This is a genomic window from Mycobacterium asiaticum DSM 44297 (genome assembly GCF_000613245.1).
In the GTDB taxonomy this organism is placed as follows: Bacteria; Actinomycetota; Actinomycetes; order Mycobacteriales; family Mycobacteriaceae; genus Mycobacterium; species Mycobacterium asiaticum.
Genome location: NZ_HG964938.1, coordinates 716965 through 734785 on the forward strand (window position 1 = coordinate 716965; position 17821 = coordinate 734785).

21 protein-coding genes and 1 pseudogene are annotated in these 17821 nt (G+C 66.3%); 14 read left to right on the forward strand and 8 right to left on the reverse strand.

Annotation, left to right across the window (positions count from 1 at the left end; translation table 11 throughout):
* Positions 1 to 210: pseudogene (locus BN972_RS31405) on the forward strand (hypothetical protein); the annotation flags it as partial.
* Positions 211 to 381: 171 nt separating this feature from the next.
* Complete coding sequence (locus tag BN972_RS31280) at positions 382 to 717, forward strand: hypothetical protein (protein ID WP_158497700.1); 336 nt, start codon at positions 382 to 384, stop codon at positions 715 to 717.
* On the opposite strand, the gene BN972_RS22185 is transcribed toward BN972_RS31280, so the two are convergent.
* A complete protein-coding gene (locus BN972_RS22185) occupies positions 714 to 1544 on the reverse strand; it encodes a hypothetical protein (RefSeq protein WP_036362599.1) in 831 nt (276 codons plus the stop codon). The two genes, BN972_RS31280 and BN972_RS22185, sit on opposite strands and share 4 nt — an antisense overlap.
* Before the next feature lie 87 nt (positions 1545 to 1631).
* On the opposite strand from BN972_RS22185, the gene BN972_RS22190 reads away from it, so the two are divergent.
* The 5 genes from BN972_RS22190 to BN972_RS22200 all read left to right on the forward strand — a co-directional run bounded on the left by BN972_RS22190 (position 1632) and on the right by BN972_RS22200 (position 4913).
* On the forward strand, positions 1632 to 2045 hold the full coding sequence (locus BN972_RS22190; RefSeq protein WP_036363713.1) for an MmcQ/YjbR family DNA-binding protein: 414 nt from the start codon (positions 1632 to 1634) through the stop codon (positions 2043 to 2045).
* 105 nt (positions 2046 to 2150) lie between these two features.
* Positions 2151 to 2402 carry a hypothetical protein gene (locus BN972_RS28475; RefSeq protein WP_080697084.1) on the forward strand — a complete coding sequence of 84 codons (252 nt, stop codon included), beginning with the start codon at positions 2151 to 2153 and terminating at the stop codon, positions 2400 to 2402.
* A 12-nt stretch (positions 2403 to 2414) separates the two neighbouring features.
* Entirely contained in the window at positions 2415 to 2570 is a 156-nt protein-coding gene (locus BN972_RS29815; RefSeq protein WP_099051174.1) for a DUF6131 family protein, read from the forward strand.
* Positions 2571 to 2725: 155 nt separating this feature from the next.
* Positions 2726 to 3430, forward strand: coding sequence for a two-component system response regulator TcrX (tcrX, locus tag BN972_RS22195; protein WP_036363717.1), 705 nt, complete (start codon positions 2726 to 2728; stop codon positions 3428 to 3430).
* On the forward strand, positions 3408 to 4913 hold the full coding sequence (locus BN972_RS22200; RefSeq protein ID WP_036362600.1) for a sensor histidine kinase: 1506 nt from the start codon (positions 3408 to 3410) through the stop codon (positions 4911 to 4913). Before tcrX ends, BN972_RS22200 begins: the two co-directional genes overlap by 23 nt.
* Before the next feature lie 12 nt (positions 4914 to 4925).
* Here the strand turns inward: BN972_RS22200 and BN972_RS22205 are convergent, their stop codons facing one another.
* Positions 4926 to 5396, reverse strand: coding sequence for a lipoprotein LpqH (locus tag BN972_RS22205; protein ID WP_036362602.1), 471 nt, complete (start codon positions 5394 to 5396; stop codon positions 4926 to 4928).
* A gap of 136 nt (positions 5397 to 5532) precedes the next feature.
* On the opposite strand from BN972_RS22205, the gene BN972_RS22210 reads away from it, so the two are divergent.
* Positions 5533 to 7413, forward strand: a complete 1881-nt coding sequence (locus BN972_RS22210) for an alkyl/aryl-sulfatase (RefSeq protein WP_080697085.1) — start codon at positions 5533 to 5535, stop codon at positions 7411 to 7413.
* Between the two features lie 87 nt (positions 7414 to 7500).
* On the opposite strand, the gene BN972_RS22215 is transcribed toward BN972_RS22210, so the two are convergent.
* From BN972_RS22215 to BN972_RS22235, 5 genes are read right to left on the reverse strand one after another with little or no spacing between them, the layout of a single operon-like run.
* Positions 7501 to 8469: an NADPH:quinone oxidoreductase family protein gene (locus BN972_RS22215; RefSeq protein ID WP_036362603.1), complete on the reverse strand. Its 969-nt coding sequence runs from the start codon at positions 8467 to 8469 to the stop codon at positions 7501 to 7503.
* On the reverse strand, positions 8469 to 9071 hold the full coding sequence (locus BN972_RS22220; RefSeq protein ID WP_036362604.1) for a TetR/AcrR family transcriptional regulator: 603 nt from the start codon (positions 9069 to 9071) through the stop codon (positions 8469 to 8471). The genes BN972_RS22215 and BN972_RS22220 overlap by 1 nt, the downstream gene beginning before the upstream one ends.
* Complete coding sequence (locus BN972_RS22225) at positions 9068 to 10375, reverse strand: acyl-CoA dehydrogenase family protein (protein WP_036362606.1); 1308 nt, start codon at positions 10373 to 10375, stop codon at positions 9068 to 9070. Before BN972_RS22225 ends, BN972_RS22220 begins: the two co-directional genes overlap by 4 nt.
* Before the next feature lie 22 nt (positions 10376 to 10397).
* Positions 10398 to 11162 carry an SDR family NAD(P)-dependent oxidoreductase gene (locus tag BN972_RS22230; RefSeq protein WP_036362607.1) on the reverse strand — a complete coding sequence of 255 codons (765 nt, stop codon included), beginning with the start codon at positions 11160 to 11162 and terminating at the stop codon, positions 10398 to 10400.
* 1 nt (position 11163) lies between these two features.
* Positions 11164 to 12189 carry a phosphotransferase family protein gene (locus BN972_RS22235; protein WP_036363722.1) on the reverse strand — a complete coding sequence of 342 codons (1026 nt, stop codon included), beginning with the start codon at positions 12187 to 12189 and terminating at the stop codon, positions 11164 to 11166.
* A gap of 83 nt (positions 12190 to 12272) precedes the next feature.
* Between BN972_RS22235 and BN972_RS22240 the strand changes: the two genes are divergently transcribed.
* Together BN972_RS22240 and BN972_RS22245 are read left to right on the forward strand one after the other, a co-directional pair.
* On the forward strand, positions 12273 to 12881 hold the full coding sequence (locus BN972_RS22240) for a histidine phosphatase family protein (RefSeq protein ID WP_036362609.1): 609 nt from the start codon (positions 12273 to 12275) through the stop codon (positions 12879 to 12881).
* A 23-nt stretch (positions 12882 to 12904) separates the two neighbouring features.
* The gene (locus BN972_RS22245; protein ID WP_036362610.1) at positions 12905 to 13954 is read left to right on the forward strand and encodes a phosphotransferase family protein; all 1050 of its coding nucleotides are present in this window, start codon (positions 12905 to 12907) and stop codon (positions 13952 to 13954) included.
* Here BN972_RS22245 and BN972_RS22250 read toward each other — a convergent pair.
* Positions 13951 to 14307 carry a LapA family protein gene (locus BN972_RS22250; RefSeq protein WP_036362611.1) on the reverse strand — a complete coding sequence of 119 codons (357 nt, stop codon included), beginning with the start codon at positions 14305 to 14307 and terminating at the stop codon, positions 13951 to 13953. The two genes, BN972_RS22245 and BN972_RS22250, sit on opposite strands and share 4 nt — an antisense overlap.
* Before the next feature lie 78 nt (positions 14308 to 14385).
* Here BN972_RS22250 and BN972_RS22255 point away from each other — a divergent pair, with 78 nt between their 5' ends.
* From BN972_RS22255 to BN972_RS22270, 4 genes are read left to right on the forward strand one after another with little or no spacing between them, the layout of a single operon-like run.
* Positions 14386 to 15300, forward strand: coding sequence for an ABC transporter substrate-binding protein (locus BN972_RS22255; RefSeq protein ID WP_036362614.1), 915 nt, complete (start codon positions 14386 to 14388; stop codon positions 15298 to 15300).
* A gap of 3 nt (positions 15301 to 15303) precedes the next feature.
* The gene (locus BN972_RS22260) at positions 15304 to 16398 is read left to right on the forward strand and encodes an ABC transporter ATP-binding protein (protein ID WP_036362615.1); all 1095 of its coding nucleotides are present in this window, start codon (positions 15304 to 15306) and stop codon (positions 16396 to 16398) included.
* Entirely contained in the window at positions 16398 to 17078 is a 681-nt protein-coding gene (locus BN972_RS22265) for an ABC transporter permease (RefSeq protein ID WP_036362616.1), read from the forward strand. The genes BN972_RS22260 and BN972_RS22265 overlap by 1 nt, the downstream gene beginning before the upstream one ends.
* Positions 17075 to 17821 carry an ABC transporter permease gene (locus tag BN972_RS22270; RefSeq protein WP_051545721.1) on the forward strand — a complete coding sequence of 249 codons (747 nt, stop codon included), beginning with the start codon at positions 17075 to 17077 and terminating at the stop codon, positions 17819 to 17821. Before BN972_RS22265 ends, BN972_RS22270 begins: the two co-directional genes overlap by 4 nt.

Genomic DNA, 17821 nt, shown 5'->3' on the forward strand with positions numbered 1-17821 from the left:
GGGCGGTCAGACCGGCGCCGGCGCATTTCAGCCCGGCGTTGCCGGAGACGGCGGAGACGGGGGCGGCGGCGGCAGGGGCGGATGGTTGGCCGGCAACGCGGGAGTCGGTGGGCAGGGCGGCACCGGCGGCGCGGGTCGCGGCCTTAGATCCGACGGCACTACCTTCTTCGCGTTGGTCGGGGAACCGGGGGTGCGGGCGGCGCCGGTGGCGGGGCTGGGCTGTTCGGCGCTGGTGCTGCCGGCGGTGCGGGTGGTGACGGTGGAATCGCCGGCGGTGTCCTGGGAGGTGCCGGCGGTGTCGGCGGTGCCGGTGGCGCTGGCGGGTTGCTGATCGGCGACGGTGGGGCCGGCGGGAACGGCGGGGCCGGTGCGAGTGCGGTCGTGACCGACCTCGCTGTACCGGGTGCCGGCGGGGCCGGCGGCAACGGCGGGGCCGGTGGAAGCAGTGGCTGGTTCTATGGCAACGGTGGCGCGGGTGGGGCCGGCGGTGGCGGGGGCGCGACCGGTATCAACGGCGTCGGCCTTAACGGGCAGCCCGGTGGCAACGGCGGCGATGGCGGTAACGGCGGCGCCTCCCGGCTGATCGGCAACGGCGGGGGCGGAGGTCAGGGCGGAGCCGGTGGCGAAGGCGGGCCAGCCGGAGGCGTTGACGGGATTGACGGCTCCGACGGAACCGGCGGCGCCGGCGGTGTGGTGTTCGGCGAGCCCGGCGCTTAAGCCTCCGCTCCCGAACTTCCCTCCACATCCTTCTTGATGGCGGCGATCGCATCGACCGGCGTCAGATTCTGGCCTTGGCTGTTGCGCCCCAACTGTGGCCAGCCGGTACCGTCCGGGCCGAGCAGCTGATCCCAAATCTGCCGCACCTTGGTCAGCAGTTCGGCTTGTTCATCGTCGGTGAGTGCCATCAGCGGTCCTCCGTTCGTCCCGATGCCGCACGCGGCGGCGAATTGTTGCGGTGTCAGCCCGTCGGCGGAATTCATGTCGCACCGCCCGAACGGCGGCGCGCCCTGCGGCAAGTTCGGGCTGTAGCCGTTGCCGTCGGTGTACTGGTGGGCCACCTGCCCGGGCAGATTCGGGTTGGATCCGTAGCCCGCGGCGATGACGCGAAGCCCGGGTGGGCGCACGCGCCACATGTTGAAGAAGTCATAGGCGTTGGCGTAACCGATGATTCGGGCCGGCGATCCCGCATAGTCGGCGAGGTTCCAGTACAGCTGGTTGATCCAACTCGACCCGTCGCCCGGCGGATTGCCCCCGGACTCGACGTCGAGCATCAGCGCCACCCGTGGGTGCAGGCCGCCTTCGGCGTCGATCATCGAGCGCACCGTATTGGCATTGGCCAGCCAGTTCGGGCGGACGTAGGTGTACACGATCCCGAACGTCAGTCGCCCACTGTCCAGGGCATCCCGCATCCAGGCGTAATTGCGTGCGAAATTGTGGTCCCGGTAGGTGCCGTCACTGACCCGGATCGACAAGACCCGGTAGGGGTATGAATCATCAACTGGCACTTGATATTCCGAGACATCGGCGAACAACGTGTCAGCCACCGCGGCGCAATCCCCCTCTACTGCAACCCCTTACCGATCGCCCATGCTACAGCGGGGACAGCCATGTCCGCCGGTATCGTCGCGGGCATGGCTGATCGGCCCGCGAAAGTCAGCGATGTGCACCGGCTCGCCGCCGCGATGCCGCACGTCAAGAAGCTGGCGGGCCCAAAGGGTAACTCGATTTATCAGGTGGGCGGAAAGTCGTTCGTGTTCTTCCGAACTCCGCAACCGGACGCGGTCGATCCGACCACCGGGGAACGCTACCCCGACGTGATCATGTTGTGGGTGGAGTCCGAGAGCGACAAGCTGGCGCTGATCCAGGACCCCGACTCGCCATTTTTCAGCACCAGCCATTTCGACGGGCACCCCTCGGTGCTGGTGCGTGCCGCCCGGTTGGGCGAAATCAGCGTCACCGAGTTGGCGGAGCTGATTCAGGACGCGTGGTTGTCCCGTGCCTCCAAAAGGCGGGCCGCAATGTGGCTCGCCGATCACCCCGCTTAGAACGAGTTGGGGGGCCGAGATTACGCCCCTTTTCATGTTTAGGCACGCGTACAACGGGCAACGCTGTGCTGCACGGGAATTGTTTCGGGAACAACGGAGGCCGCTATGGTGCGAGGTCGCGGAATTCTAGGCGCGATTGTGTTGATCTGGCTGCTCATAGGGATCCTCGCAGCCTGGCAGCGCGGCTACTTCAAAGGTCAGGAAACCAGTTGTGCCTCAGCGGGAACCGTTGCGGTCACGGTGATTGCCGGACCTTTGAATTACATGGGCGTAAATCCAAAAGTAAAGGATTGCCACGCGCCGCAGTTACCGCAGCCGAGCGCCCTGCAATCAATTGATCACATCCCTGCTAGTTAAAAGGAAATCGCCATGATTGTCGTCGGTGCCATCCTGCTCATCCTTGGATTTGTGTTTGGCGTGCATTTGTTGACCGTGCTCGGGGTGATTCTGCTCATTGTTGGCGCGGTGATGTGGGCCATGGGTTCGGTCGGCCGCCCGGTGGCCGGCAGGCGCTACTGGTACTAACACAGCATCGGGGAAACGGCCGCGTGACCGCACTGGCGGTCACGCGGCCGTTTGTGTTTCACAGCTCAAGCACAGGGATGCCATAGCGTTGCCCTATCCGGGTACGGATACTGGAACCCGTGGCGGCTCCCAGAAGTTCCGTTGAACGCGTGGTGATGTGCCGCGCCGACGGCCAACCGGTCACCGTTCTGGTGGTGGACGACGAACCCGTTCTCGCCGAAATGGTGTCGATGGCGTTGCGCTATGAGGGTTGGAACATCGCGACGGCCGGTGACGGATCCTCGGCCATCGCTGCCGCCCGCGCCGAGCGCCCCGATGTGGTGGTCCTGGACGTGATGCTGCCCGACATGAGCGGCCTGGAAGTTTTGCAGAAACTGCGCCGGGAGAATCCCCGATTGCCGGTCCTGTTGCTCACTGCCAAGGACGCGGTGGAAGACCGAATCGCCGGATTAACTGCTGGCGGAGACGATTACGTCACCAAGCCGTTCAGCATCGAGGAGGTCGTGCTGCGGCTGCGCGCGCTGCTGCGCCGCACCGGAGTGACCACGGTCGACAGCGGCGCCCAGCTGGTGGTCGGCGATCTGGTCCTCGACGAAGACAGCCACGAGGTGACCCGCGCCGGCGAACCGATCTCGTTGACTACCACCGAGTTCGAGCTGCTGCGGTTCATGATGCGGAACGCCAAGCGGGTGCTGAGCAAGGCGCAGATCCTGGACCGCGTGTGGAGCTATGACTTCGGCGGGCGCTCCAACATCGTCGAGCTCTATATCTCTTACCTGCGCAAGAAGATCGACAGCGGACGCGAACCGATGATCCACACGCTGCGCGGCGCAGGCTATGTCCTCAAGCCGGCGCGCTAGCAGGCCGCGGGTCTGGTCGCTGCGACTGCGGCTGCTGGTCGGCCAGGTTGCTGTGCTGGCCATCGTCTGCGTCGGCATCACCGCGGCCACCGAACTGGCGCTCCGTCACCATTTGGTGGCTCAACTCGACAGTCAACTCAGCGGCACCTCCTACCGTTCGTCGCTGCTGTATCCCGAGCCGCCACGTCGTCACGAACCGCGCTACGTCAAGACCGGCCCGGGCCCAAGGTTTCTCGACGCGCCGGGTCAGCCGGCCGGCATGGTCGCAGCGGTGGTCAGCAACGGCAGGACCGTCGATGCCGGATATCTGACCGGCAGTGGGGCCCGGGACGCATTGACACCGACCGCCCAGCATCAGCTCGAGCAGATCGCCGGCAGTCGCACACCGGTCACCCTGGACCTTGACGGCCTCGGGCGCTACCGCGTCGTCGCCGCCCCCAGCCGCAACCGGACCGACGTCATCGTCACCGGTCTGTCCATGTCCAACATCGACGCCACCGAATTTCGGATGCTCATCATCTTCGGCATCGTGACGCTGGTCGCGCTGATCGCGGCGACCAGTGCGGGCGCGGCGATCATCCGGCGGGCGCTGGCGCCGCTGCAGCGGGTCGCCCAGACCGCGACGAAGGTGGTGGACCTGCCGCTGGACCGCGGTGAGGTCGAGCTGCCCGTCCGGGTACCCGAGCCCGATGCCAACCCCGCCACCGAGGTAGGCCAACTCGGTTCGGCGCTCAACCGGATGCTGGACCACATCGCGGCGGCGCTTTCGACGAGGCAGGCCAGTGAGACCCGGGTTCGCCAATTCGTCGCCGACGCCAGCCATGAACTGCGTACGCCGCTGGCCGCGATCCGCGGCTACACCGAGTTGGCGCAGCGCATGGGTGATGATCGGGAAGCGGTGGCGCACGCGATGAGCCGGGTGGCGTCGGAGACCGAACGGATCACGCGCCTGGTCGAGGACCTGCTGCTGCTGGCCCGGCTGGACTCCGGGCGACCCCTGGAACGCGAACCGGTGGATCTGTCCCGGTTGGCGGTCGACGCCGTCAGCGACGCACACATCGCCGGGCCCGATCACCAGTGGGAACTCGACCTGCCGCCGGAACCGGTGATGGTCACCGGCGACGAGGCCCGGCTGCATCAGGTGGTGGCCAACCTGCTCGCCAACGCCCGCATCCACACCGGTCCGGGCACCGTCGTCACCACCCGCCTCAGCGCCGAACCGACGCACACGCTATTGCAGGTGATCGACAACGGCCCCGGAATTCCGAAGGACCAGCAGTCGGAGGTGTTCGAACGGTTCGCTCGCGGCGACACCTCGCGGTCCCGAAAGGGTGGCAGCACCGGACTGGGTCTGGCGATCGTGTCGGCCGTCGTCAAGGCTCACAATGGAACGATCACCGTCAACAGCGCGCCCGGACACACCGAATTCGCGGTACGGCTGCCGAGCAATGGACGGCAGCCGTCCGCGTCGTCGTCAGGCTAGGACGTCAGCTTGTCAGGAGCAGGTGACGTCGATTTCGAACGGCTTGTTGACCGGTGACATCGGATTGGCCGCGTCGATACCGGTTGCCGTTCCGGTGATCTTGTAGGCGTTGCCGTTCTTGGTGGCTTCGGCTTTGCCCTGGCCGGTTCCGGCGGTGTAACCCAGCACGACACCGTTGACGCTGCCCAGTCCCACGGACCTGACCTCCGGGGGATTGGCGTCGCTGAGCACCGCGGCAATGCCGGCCGCCTGCCCGCCGATCGCGATGTTGACATTCCCGGCCGCCGTCGTGCACACGACCGACCCGGTGACGTGCTGGTCCTGCCCGTCGATGAGGACCTTTGTGCCAGAGGCGCTGCCGCCTCCGCTACTTGCCGCGCTTGATGACCCGCCACCCGATTTCGGCTTGTCACTCGAACATCCGGAAAGACCCGCAACCACAATGGCCGCTCCGGCTACCGCGACCGTCAGTCCACGCTTCACTCGTGCTCCTTTGCCCGTAAACCGGCCCATCGTCTTTGAGGACCGCCCCGGCAGTATGCGCGGTAAGTGGACGAAATTCTAGGTACGACGAAAAATTCGTTCTGCCTATTCGAGGCTGGTCGCTTTTGGCAAGGTTATGGCGATGGAGCACAAGCCGCCCACCGCGGTCATCGAATCGGCACACCGCGCGCACACGCTACCTCTGGACGACACAAGGGATTTCGAGGATGCCGACCGCGGCTTCATCGCCGCCCTGTCGCCATGCGTCATCAAGGCCGCCGACGGCCGGGTGGTGTGGGACAACGACGTGTACTCCTTCCTCACCGGCCCCGCGCCCACCTCGGTGCACCCCAGCCTGTGGCGGCAGTCGACGCTGGCCGCCAAGCAGGGTCTGTATGAAGTGGTGCCGGGCATTTATCAGGTCCGAGGCTTCGACATCTCCAACATCAGCTTCATCGAGGGCGACACCGGGGTCATTGTCATTGATCCCCTGGTGTCCACCGAGGTGGCCCGCGCGGCGCTGGAGCTGTATCGCACGCACCGTGGCGGCGACCGGCCCGTCGTCGCCGTGATCTACACCCACAGCCATGTGGACCATTTCGGGGGCGTGCTGGGCGTGACGTCGCAGGCCGATGTCGACGCGGGCAAGGTTGCGATCTTGGCACCCGAGGGCTTCACCGCACATGCCGTGCAGGAGAACGTGTATGCGGGCCCGGCAATGTTGCGCCGCGCGACCTATATGTATGGCTCACAACTGGCGCGCGGCCCGCAGGAACAAGTGGGATGCGGGTTGGGCCAGACGCCGTCCATCGGCGAGGTGGGGCTGATCGTCCCGACGGTGGACATCCGGACCACGGGGGAGACACACACTATCGACGGTGTCGAGATCGAATTCCAGATGGCGCCCGGCACCGAGGCGCCGGCCGAAATGCACTTTTACTTCCCGCAATTTCGCGCGCTGTGCATGGCCGAGAACGCCACCCACAATCTGCATAATCTGCTGACGCTGCGCGGTGCGCTGGTCCGTGACCCTCATGCCTGGGCGGGTTACCTGACCGAAGCCATCGACGCATTCGCCGAGCGCACCGACGTGGTGTTCGCCTCCCATCACTGGCCGACCTGGGGCCACGAGCGCATCGTCGAATTCCTGTCGCTGCAGCGGGACCTGTACGCCTACCTGCACGATCAGACGTTGCGGCTGTTGAACCAGGGCCACACCGGCGTGGAGATCGCCGAAATGTTCCAGCTGCCACCGGCACTGGACCAGGCTTGGCATGCCCGAGGGTATTACGGATCGGTCAGCCACAATGTCAAGGCCGTGTACCAGCGTTACATGGGCTGGTTCGACGGCAATCCTGGCCGGTTGTGGCCGCATCCGCCCGAGGCATCGGGGCCCCGCTATGTCGATGCGCTCGGCGGTCTGGACCGGGTGGTCGAGCTGGCCCGTACCGCCTTCGATTCGGGTGACTTCCGTTGGGCGGCAACGTTGCTCGACCATGCGATGTTCACCGACCAGCATCACGACGCGGCGCGCGAGTTGTACGCGGACACCTTGGAGCAGCTGGGCTACGGTGCGGAGAATGCCACCTGGCGCAACTTTTTCATGAGCGGTGCGACTGAGCTGCGGATAGGCAACTTCGGCACCGCGGCTCAGGTCAGTTCGCCGACGCTGCTGGCGCAGTTGACACCCGAACAGGTCTTCGACGGGTTGGCCATCAGGGTGAACGGGCCGGGCAGCTGGGACCTGGACATCGCCATCGACGTGACGTTCGACGACGTCGCCACGAACTACCGGCTGACCCTGCGCAACGGTGTGTTGGTACACCGCAAGACGGCCGCGGACCCCGCCACCGCGACCGTTACGGTCAAGCTGGCGAACAAGATTCGGTTATTGCTCGTCGCGATCGGTGACTTCGCTTCGCCTGGGCTCGAGCTCTCCGGTGACCAGGCGGCCCTGCAATCGCTGTTGGCGGTGCTCGAACAACCGGACGCGAAGTTCAACATCGTCACCCCCTGACTGCGGCGCGCCACCCCCACTCGCGACGACGCCAAAGCCCCCAAATCGGCCCCCGCAAGGGTACTTTTCGCGTCTGCTCGGCACACATCAGGTGACGTCGATGATCACCTTGCCCAGCACTTTGCGGTCGGCGACATACCGTAGGGCTGCGGCGGTCTCGGCCAGCGGGAAGCGGGCACCAATGTAGGGGCGGATCTTGCCGTCGGCGAATAGCTGCGACAGCTCGGTGATATCGCGGGTGCACTCCTGCGGATAGTCGTCCAGGAAGGTGCGGATCTCCATGCCCCGGATGGTGACGTCCTTGAGCATCACCAGGTTGAGCGGGATCGCCGGAATAGCACCCGCCGCATAGCCCAGGGTGACGAATATGCCCCCGCGCGCCAGGCCTCGCAACGCCGGCTCCGCGTAGGGCCCGCCGACCGGGTCAAGCACGACGCGCGCGGCGTCCCCGGTGAGTTCGCGGATGCGTAGCTTCAAGTCCTCGTTGTCATAGTCGACGGTGGCCTGCGCCCCGCGCTCGCGGCACAACTGCAACTTCTCCGGGCTGGACGCGGCGGCCAGCACCCGTGCCCCCATGACCACTGCCAGATCGACGGCGGCCAGGCCGACACCGCCGGCGGCGCCCAGGACCACCACCCAATCACCCTCTGTCACTTGGGCTACCGACCGCAGCGCGTGGTATGCGGTGCGGTAGGTCACCCCGAAGGCCGCCGCCGAAGCGAAGTCGACGCCGTCGGGCACTCTCTGCGCGATGGTTGCATCAAGCAGTGCCAGTTCGGCGAAGGCCCCGAACGTGGTACCGAAGACCCGCTGGCCCGGCTGCAACGGTGCCCCCTCGCCGACCGCCACCACCTCGCCGGCGATCTCGTTGCCCGGTGTGAACGGCGGCGGAATCCGCACTTGGTACTTGCCCGCAACGAACAGGACATCGGGGAAGTTGACCGCCGCGGCGTGTACCCGCACCAACGCCTGGCCCGGCGCCGGTACCGGATCCGCGACCTCGGTCAGTACCAGGTCCTCCGGTGGGCCGTAGGCATTGCACACGATCGCGCGCATCAATCAACTCCCAGTCCGCGCAGACAGAACCGCGCTAAATGTTCGACGTCCGGTGCGCCCGGCCGGTCAGCCGAGCCCAGATACCGTCGCATCATGGCAATCGTGCAGCCGTAGACCGCGTCGACATCGCGGTCTACGTCCGAGCTGCCCATGGCGGTGACCGGCTCGACCAGCAGTTCACGCAGCGGCCGCAGCATCTGTTGGTCAGCGACAAGACCATTCGACAGCTGCCTCGCGGCGGCACTGCTCATGCTGCTCAGTTGCGGGTCGGCGACCTGGGCCACGGTGCCCTCGATCCAGCACGCAACCTTGTCTGAGGGACGGGATTGCTTGGCCATTTGATGCTGCAGGTAGGACACCACGATCCCGACGCCGCGTTCCATCACCGCCAGGATGAGATCGTCCTTCCCGGCGAAATATCGGTAGAACGCCTTGTTCGATGACCCGGCCTCGGCGACGATGTCGCTAACCCGGGGCGGCTCGGGCGCCACCCGCTCCATCACGCGAACCGCCGCGGCCAGGATGCGTTCCACCTCCTCGGTGGCCTCGCGTTGCCGATCGTCGAGGGCGCGCTCGACGGCCGCGGTGACCCGATCGCTCACGGTGAACCCGGCAGTGCCGGAATGCGATCGATCAGGTCGCCGTACTTGGCCCGGGCGGCGTCGCGGCGGATGTCGCGCATCTCCCTGGGCCATTCGCCCTGCTCGGGCTCGTAGCCCTTGAGCAGCATGCGGGCCAGGTTGACCTTGTGTGCCTCGGTCGGCCCGTCGGCCAGTCCGAGCGCAATGCCGCCGAGCAGCATGTTCACCAACGGCAGCTGGTCACTGAGCCCGAGCGCACCATGCACCTGGATCGCCCGCATCGCAATGGATTTGAGCACTTGCGAGGCCAGGATCTTACAGACGCCGATCTCGGCGCGGGCCGCGCGTTCGTCACCGTTGTCGATCAGCCAAGCGGCGTGCAGGACGGTAAGCCGGAAAGGTGTCAGTTCGGTGTAGGAGTCGGCGATGAATTCCTGCACAAGCTGCTTGTCGGCCAGCGAACTGCCCTGGGTGTAACGGCTTTTCGCGCGCCGAGCCATCATCTCGACGGCCCGCTGGGCCAACCCGATCGAGCGCATCGCATGATGCAGCCGGCCGCCCGCCAGCCGTGTCTGCAGGATCAGGAAGCCTTGGCCGGGCTTACCCAGCAGCGCGTCCGCGCCCACCCGCACGTCGTCGTAGCGGACCAGGGCGTGTCCCGGTTCATGGGGATCCGATCCCACCAGGTGGTGGTTGGCCTCGATGGTCAGACCCGGTGTTCCTGCCGGAATCAGGAATGTGGAGGCGCCGTAGTGGACCGGTACGTCGGGATCGGTGATCGCGACGACGATGAAGAACGAGGCGACGGATGCGTTGGAGGAGAAGAATTTACGGCCGGTGATCACCCACTCGTCCCCGTCTTGTACTGCGCGGGTGTTGAAGACGCGCGGATCGGCGCCGCCCTGCGGTTCGGTCATCGAGAAACAGGAAAAGATCTCGCCGGACAGCAGGCCGGCCAGGTAGCGGTCCTTCTGCTCCTGGGTGCCGAAGCGGGCTAGGATCTCCGCGTTGCCAGTGTCGGGCGCCTGGGTTCCGAATATGATTGGCGCCCATGGGCTGCGGCCCAAGATCTCGTTGATCAGGGTCAACTTCACCGCGCCAAAGCCCTGCCCGCCGAGTTCGGGGCCCAGATGCGGCGCCCACAGGCCCTGATCGCGCACCTGCTGCTTGAGGGGGTCGACGATTCTTCGCCGTTCCTCGTTCAGGGGCAGGAACTCGCAGCCCGGGAACAGCACCTCAAGCGGCTCGACCTCTTCGCGGACGAATTCGCGGACCCACTGCAGTTTCTTCTCGAACTCGGGCTCGGTGGAAAAGTCCCATGCCATCGGATGCTCCTATCTGCCCCTATCAGGGAATGCCGCCATCGGCCCGCACGATCGAACCGGTGGTGAAACTGGAAGCTTCAGACGCCAAAAACAGCGCAGCGCCCACGATTTCGGGTGGGCTGCCCGCGCGCTTCAACGACAGGTGGCCGAACATCTCCGCGCCCCGCTCATCGAGATTCCACGCTTTGCTCACATCGGTCAGGAACGGTCCGGCCATCAGCGTGTTGACCCGCACCGCCGGACCGAAGGCACGCGCGAAACCCTCGGTCATCGCGTTGAGCCCGGCCTTGGCCGCCGCATAGGGCACGATGTCCGGACTCGGGCGCAACGACCCCGCCGAACTCACGTTGATGATCGAGCCGCGGCCGGCCGCCACCATCCGCTCACCTACTAGCGCCGAAAGGCGGAACGGGCCTTTGAGATTCAGGTTGAACACCGAGTCGTAGAGCTTCTCGGTGACGTCGGACAGTTTGCCGTAGAGCGGGGACATGCCGGCATTGTTGATCAGGGTGTCGACCTTGCCGAACCGGTCGTACGTCGCCTCGACCAAACCGTCGAGCTGGTCCCAGCGTCCCACATGCACCTGGTAAGGCATTGCGGCGCGCCCGGTTTCGGTCTCGATCTCCGTTGCGACCGCCACGCAGTTGTCCATGTTGCGGCTGGCGATCACCACGTCGGCCCCGCAGCGCGCCACGCCGAACGCCATCTCCCGGCCCAACCCGCGGCTGCCGCCGGTGATCAGCACCACCTGATCGGTCAAGTCGAAAAGCTGGTCGGCATAACCCATGTCAGTGCACCTTAGCGGTCCGGGATAGTTCGGCCGCCGTCGCAATCAGCTGCAAGATCATCGGTCCGAACGCGTCGGTGATCTTCGGATCGACCCGCCCCGTCCGCACCCCTGCCGCGTACGTCTTCTCCAACACGATGCCCAGCTTCCAATTCGCCAACACCAGGTAGTAATCGATGTTCTCGGTGGACAATCCGCTGATCGACTCGTAGTGCTCCAACAATTCACCGCGTTTGGGCATCCCGGCCATATCGAGGTAAAAGCCATCGGCGCGAGGTTCCTCACCGTCGTAACCCAGCAGCGCCCAGGCGAGGTCCAGCAACGGATCACCGACCGTGGTCATCTCCCAGTCCACGATCGCGGCAAGTCGCGCCAACCCCCCATGCTCGAACATCACATTGGCGAACTGGTAGTCGCCGTGCATGATGCCGGGCGTGTAGTGCGCAGGACGGTTGCGGCGCAGCCAGTCCGACGCGGTGTCCAGCCCGGGTAGCTCGCGCACCTGGTAGGCCGAGAGGAACTTCAGCCAGCGGTCCACCTGCCGGTCATGGAAGCCCTCGGGACGCCCGAAGCCGTCGAGGCCCTGCGCGCGCCAGTCCACCCGGCCGAGTTTCGCGGCACCCTCGACAAGCTGGAACGCCAGTCCGCGCCGGGCCTGCAGGTCGGTGTCGAACGGCGCTCGCCAGCCGCCGTCCATCGGGCTCCAGCCGTCGATCGCGCGCATGACGTAGAACGGCAGGCCCAGCACCGAGCCGGTTTCGTCGGCGGCGATCAGCTCCGCATGCGGCACGTCCGTCCCGCGCAGCGCCCGCACCAGCCGGATCTCGCGCAACAACCCGTCGATCCGGGCCGCATCGGCGCGCGGGCCCGGCATCCGCAGCACCATCCGCTCGGGACCGCGATGCACAAGGTACAAAGTGTTCTGCGAGCCACCGCTGAGCTGATCCAGTACCGGTTCCTCGCCCTGGCCCGGGGCGCCGTTGGCGTCCAGCCAGCGCCCCAACACGTCACCGGCAATCGCCATCATCCGCACGCCCCAATCTCCGCTGGGAGAATAGCATTCTCCGCCGCATGAGCGACCGGCGGATCCGCGCATGCGAGGCTTGCCGGATGCAACTGCTCCTGATCCGGCATGCCTTGCCGCTGCGCAGCGATCACGGCGAGGGTTCCGATCCGGAATTGTCCGACACCGGCTTTGAGCAGGTCGCGCGCCTGCCTGAGGCGCTGGACCGGTTCCCGGTCACGCGTCTGGTCAGCAGCCCCCAGCGGCGCGCCATCCAGACCGCGGAGCCGGTCGCGGCGGCTCGGGGGTTATCCATCGAAATCGACGATCGTCTGGCCGAATACGACCGCGACCAGCCGCATTACATCCCGATCGAGCAGATCCGCACCGAGTTCCCGCAGGAATGGGCCCGCATGTCGCAAGGGCACCTGCCCAGCACCGTGGACGAGGACGCGTTTCGCGCCCGGGTCCGCGCGGCAATCGACGACCTGGTCGCCGCCGCCGACCCGGATGAGACGATCGCGGCGTTCAGCCACGGCGGCGTGATCAACGTCGTGCTGCACGACATCCTGGGCACCGCCCGGCTGTTGTCCTTCCCCATCGACTACGCCTCGGTGACCCGGTTGCTGTTCTCCCGGTCCGGTCAGGCGACGGTGGCGTCGGTCAACGGCACCGAACACGTCTGGGACCTGTTGCCCCGGAATCAACGGTCCTAGTTGGTCGGTGGTAAACAAGTTCGGTGACCTCGACTGACCGACTCAACGGGCTCGACCTGCCCGCGTTGGACCGGTACCTGCGTTCACTCGACATTGCACGCGACGGGGAGCTGCGCGGCGAATTCATTTCCGGCGGCCGCTCCAATCTGACCTTCCGCGTGTACGACGACGCCACGAGCTGGCTGGTCCGGCGACCGCCGTTGCACGGGCTGACGCCCTCGGCGCACGACATGAGCCGCGAGTACAAGGTTGTTGCCGCACTGCAGGACACCCCGGTTCCGGTGGCGCGCACGGTTGCCCTGTGCGACGACGAGTCGGTGTTGGGCGCGCCGTTCCAGATCGTCGAATTCGTTGACGGGCAGGTGGTGCGCCGTCGTGCTCAGCTGGAGTCGCTGGGCCGCCGGGCCATCGACGGTTGCGTCGATGCGCTGATCCGCGTCCTGGTGGACCTGCACAATGTCGACCCCGACTCCGTCGGGCTGAGCGACTTCGGCAAACCCAGCGGATATCTGGAACGTCAGGTGCGGCGGTGGGGATCGCAATGGCAGCTGGTGCGGCTGCCCGACGACCGCCGCGACGACGACGTCGAGCGCCTGCATGCCGCGCTGCAACGAAGCATTCCCCAGCAGAGCCGTGTGTCGATCGTCCACGGCGACTATCGGATCGACAACACCATCCTGGACTCGCAGGACCCGACGCAGGTGCGGGCGGTGGTGGACTGGGAGCTGTCCACTTTGGGCGACCCGATCAGCGACGCGGCCCTGATGTGCGTCTACCGCGATCCGGCGCTGGACCTGATCATCGACACCCAGGCGGCGTGGACCTCCCCGCTGCTTCCCACCGCCGACGAATTGGCCGACCGGTACTCGCTGGTGTCCGGGCAACCGCTCGGGCAGTGGGAGTTCTACATGGCGCTGGCGTACTTCAAGCTCGCCATCATCGCGGCCGGGATCGATTTCCGTCGTCGGATGGCCGAGCAGGCCGACGGCAAGGCGGATTCGACGGACGACGCGCCCGAGGTGGTGGCGCCGTTGATCTCCCGCGGACTGGCCGAGATCGCCCGGCTGACCTAACGGGGAACGGCGGACAAATTCTTCTTGGCCGCCCGGCGCAACTGAACAATCCGGACGGTGCCGGCGGCGACGGTGATCAGGCCGCCGATGACCGCCCCTAACAGGATCGCCACGCCGAGCGGCAGCGTCCAGTGCCAGCCCAGGAACGTGAACGCCGTCGATGCCGTGTTCTGAGCGATGAAGATCAACAGCAGGATCAGAATCAGGAATCCCGCGATCAGCGCCGACCACAAGGCGCCCGCACGGGTGAACTTGGACGCCGGGTCTTTCGTCGTCGTACGGGATGGGGGCCCGGGACGGCGAGGCGGCGGCGGTGGCTGATCCGCCGGGGGCGAGCCAGAGGGAGTGCTCATGTCTCCATCTTTGTCCCGTGCCGCCCGGATTGAAACCAACATTTGCATCTTGGTCGGGATAGTGTCTGCAACGTGAGGATGCTGCGGCGCGCGGCGCTCGCCGCGGTGGCGTGCCTGGTTGCGGCGTGCGGCAGTCCCGATCCGTTCGGGTCGGGCATGGGCGGCCCGAAATCCATCGTCGTCGGATCCGGCGACTTCCCCGAATCCGAGATCGTCGCGGAGATCTATGCACAAGCCTTGCAGGCCAACGGATTCGACGTCGGTCGCCGAATGGGTATCGGTAGCCGCGAGACCTACATCCCGGCGCTGAAGGACCATTCCATCGACCTGGTGCCCGAATACATCGGCAACCTGCTGCTCTACTTCGAGCCGAAGTCCAAAGTGACCGTCCTGGACGCGGTCGAATTGGAGCTCTACCGGCAGTTGCCCGGCGATCTGTCCATCCTCACCCCCTCGCCGGCGTCGGACACCGACACGGTCACAGTCACCGGCGCGACGGCTAACCGGTGGAACCTCAAGACGATCGCCGACCTGGCGGCCCACTCCGCCGAAGTACGCTTCGCCGCCCCGTCGGCGTTCGCCACCCGGCCCTCCGGGTTACCAGGGTTACGCCAGAAGTACGGGCTGAACATCGCGCAGGGCAATTTCGTCACCATCAACGACGGCGGCGGCGCGGTGACGGTGCGTGCGCTCGTCGAGGGAACGGCTACTGCGGCCAACATCTTCAGCACTTCACCGGCGGTGGTGCAGGAGCACCTGGTGGTACTGGCGGACCCTGAACACAACTTTCTAGCCGGCAACATCGTGCCCCTGGTGAACTCGCAGAAGAAGTCGGACCGGCTCAAGGATGTGCTGGATGCGGTGTCGGCGAAGCTGACCACCGAGGGCATTGCCGAACTGAATGTGGCGGTATCGGGTAACGGAGGAGCAGATCCTGACCAGGCTGCCCGCAAATGGGTGCATGACAACGGCTTCGATCACGCGATCGGGTAGTAGTTGATCACCTTCGACAACGTCAGCAAGGTCTTCGGCAACGGCGCGACGGCCGTGGACCGGTTGAGCTTGCACGTCCCCGCCGGTGAACTGACCGTCTTCGTCGGTTCCTCCGGCTGCGGCAAAACCACCGCGCTGCGAATGATCAACCGGATGGTCGACCCGACGTCGGGCTCCGTGACCGTCGACGGCGCGGACGTTTCGACCGTCAACCCGGTGCGGTTGCGGCGCGGAATCGGCTATGTCATCCAGAACGCCGGGTTGATGCCGCATCAACGGGTGATCGACAACGTCGCGGCGGTGCCAGTGCTCCGGGGGGAGTCCCGGCGCGCGGCGCGTGCGGCCGCCTACGAAGTACTGGAGCGGGTCGGCCTGAATCCTCAAGTGGCGTCTCGCTATCCGGCGCAACTGTCCGGCGGCGAACAGCAGCGTGTCGGTGTGGCGCGGGCGTTGGCCGCGGACCCACCGATCCTGCTTATGGACGAGCCGTTCTCTGCCGTCGACCCCGTTGTCCGGCACACCCTGCAGAATGAAATCCTTCGTCTGCAAAGCGAATTGCACAAGACGGTGGTGTTCGTGACCCATGACATCGACGAGGCGCTGCGGCTCGCCGACCGGGTTGCGGTGTTCGGCACCGGCGGTGTGTTGCAGCAGTACGACGAACCTGCGCGCTTGCTCGCGCGCCCCGCGAACGACTTTGTGGCCAGGTTTATCGGGCTCGGCCGCGGCTACCGGTGGCTGCAGCTGCTCGATGCGGCCGGGCTGCCCCTGCACGACATCGACCGGGTGTCCACCAATGACCTTGCCGGCGCTGAACTTTCAGACGGCTGGATATTGGTGGTCGACGCCGGGGGTGAGTCGGTGGGATGGATCGACGCCGACGGGCTGCGGCGGTACCGAGGCGGTGAGCCGCTCACAGCGATTCTCACGCCCGTCGGTTCGGTGTTCCACGTCGACGGCAATCTCAGTCAGGCGCTGGATGCGGCGTTGGCGTCCCCGTCATCGATGGGCGTGGCCGTGGATCGTGGGCACAAGGTCGTCGGTGGCATCCTGGCCGGCGACGTGCTGGCCGCCGCAGAAGCCCGGCGGCGGACCTGATGCACTACCTGCTGAACCACCTGAGCACCGCGTGGGCGCTGACCGTCGTCCACCTGCGGCTGTCGCTGGTGCCGGTTGTCGTCGGAATGGCGATCGCGGTGCCCCTCGGACTTGCGGTGCAGCACGCCCCGATGTTGCGGCGGTTGACCACGGCTACCGCCAGCGTGGTCTTCACCATCCCGTCGCTGGCGTTGTTCGTGGTACTGCCGCTGATCTTGGGCACCAGGATTCTCGACGAGGCCAACGTCATGGTGGCGCTGACGGCCTACACCGCCGCGCTGATGGTGCGCGCGGTGCTTGAGGCGCTGGACGCGGTTCCGGCGCACGTCCGCGAGGCGGCCATCGCGATCGGCTATGCGCCCGTCGCCCGTATGCTGAAAGTTGAACTGCCGCTGTCGATTCCGGTGCTGGTGGCCGGATTGCGGGTGGTGGTGGTGACCAACATCGCGATGGTCTCGGTGGGATCGGTGATCGGCATCGGGGGGCTGGGCACCTGGTTCACCGCGGGATTTCAAACGAACAAGAGCGATCAGATCCTGGCCGGCATCATTGCCATGTTCGCCCTGGCGGTCGTCATCGACACCGTGCTCAGCCTGCTCGGCCGATTGGCCACGCCGTGGGAGCGCGCGTCAAGGGACCGTGGCCGATTGCGGTCCCCGCTCGTAGGCGGCGCCCGATGAACTTCGTCGCGCAGGCGTTGTCGTTCTTGACGACCGCCGACAACTGGGCGGGGCCCGCCGGCTTGGCGGCCCGCATCTGTGAGCACTTGGAGTACACCGCGTTGGCGGTGGCGGCCTCGGCCGTCATCGCCGTACCGATCGGGCTCATCATCGGCCATACCGGTCGCGGTCAGCTGGTGGTGGTCGGTGCGGTGAACGGGTTGCGTGCGCTGCCGACACTGGGTGTGCTGCTGCTGGGTGTGCTGCTGTACGGGCTGGGGCTGGGCCCGCCGATCGTGGCGCTGATGCTGCTCGGCATTCCGTCGTTGTTGGCGGGCACGTATGCGGGCATCGCCAGCGTGGACCGCCTCGTGGTCGACGCCGCGCGGGCGATGGGCATGACCGAGGCCCAGGTGTTGCTGCGGGTCGAGGCGCCCAACGCGCTGCCGCTGATCCTGAGTGGCCTGCGCAACGCGACGCTGCAGGTCGTCGCCACCGCGACGGTGGCCGCGTACGCCAGCCTCGGGGGACTGGGCCGTTATCTGATCGACGGAATCAAGGAACGCCAGTTCGCCGTAGCCCTGGTCGGTGCGGTGCTGGTGGCCGCGCTGGCCCTGATTCTGGACGGCTTGCTGGCGTTGGCGGTGTGGGCTTCGGTGCCCGGTACCGGTCGCTTGAGCCGGGTGGTCCGGCCCCGCGATCGCGTACCCAAGATCACAGTTATTGACAAAGTCACCACGGCCGACGCACACGTCCTACGGTAG

Coding starts and splice junctions, on each gene's coding strand:
- BN972_RS22190 (WP_036363713.1), top strand. CDS start 1,632: ATGGCTGATCGGCCCGCGAAAGTCAGCGATGTGCACCGGCTCGCCGCC.
- BN972_RS28475 (WP_080697084.1), top strand. CDS start 2,151: ATGGTGCGAGGTCGCGGAATTCTAGGCGCGATTGTGTTGATCTGGCTG.
- BN972_RS29815 (WP_099051174.1), top strand. CDS start 2,415: ATGATTGTCGTCGGTGCCATCCTGCTCATCCTTGGATTTGTGTTTGGC.
- tcrX (WP_036363717.1), top strand. CDS start 2,726: ATGTGCCGCGCCGACGGCCAACCGGTCACCGTTCTGGTGGTGGACGAC.
- BN972_RS22200 (WP_036362600.1), top strand. CDS start 3,408: ATGTCCTCAAGCCGGCGCGCTAGCAGGCCGCGGGTCTGGTCGCTGCGA.
- BN972_RS22210 (WP_080697085.1), top strand. CDS start 5,533: ATGGCGATGGAGCACAAGCCGCCCACCGCGGTCATCGAATCGGCACAC.
- BN972_RS22215 (WP_036362603.1), bottom strand. CDS start 8,469: ATGCGCGCGATCGTGTGCAATGCCTACGGCCCACCGGAGGACCTGGTA.
- BN972_RS22225 (WP_036362606.1), bottom strand. CDS start 10,375: ATGGCATGGGACTTTTCCACCGAGCCCGAGTTCGAGAAGAAACTGCAG.
- BN972_RS22230 (WP_036362607.1), bottom strand. CDS start 11,162: ATGGGTTATGCCGACCAGCTTTTCGACTTGACCGATCAGGTGGTGCTG.
- BN972_RS22235 (WP_036363722.1), bottom strand. CDS start 12,189: ATGATGGCGATTGCCGGTGACGTGTTGGGGCGCTGGCTGGACGCCAAC.
- BN972_RS22240 (WP_036362609.1), top strand. CDS start 12,273: ATGCAACTGCTCCTGATCCGGCATGCCTTGCCGCTGCGCAGCGATCAC.
- BN972_RS22250 (WP_036362611.1), bottom strand. CDS start 14,307: ATGAGCACTCCCTCTGGCTCGCCCCCGGCGGATCAGCCACCGCCGCCG.
- BN972_RS22255 (WP_036362614.1), top strand. CDS start 14,386: ATGCTGCGGCGCGCGGCGCTCGCCGCGGTGGCGTGCCTGGTTGCGGCG.
- BN972_RS22265 (WP_036362616.1), top strand. CDS start 16,398: ATGCACTACCTGCTGAACCACCTGAGCACCGCGTGGGCGCTGACCGTC.
- BN972_RS22270 (WP_051545721.1), top strand. CDS start 17,075: ATGAACTTCGTCGCGCAGGCGTTGTCGTTCTTGACGACCGCCGACAAC.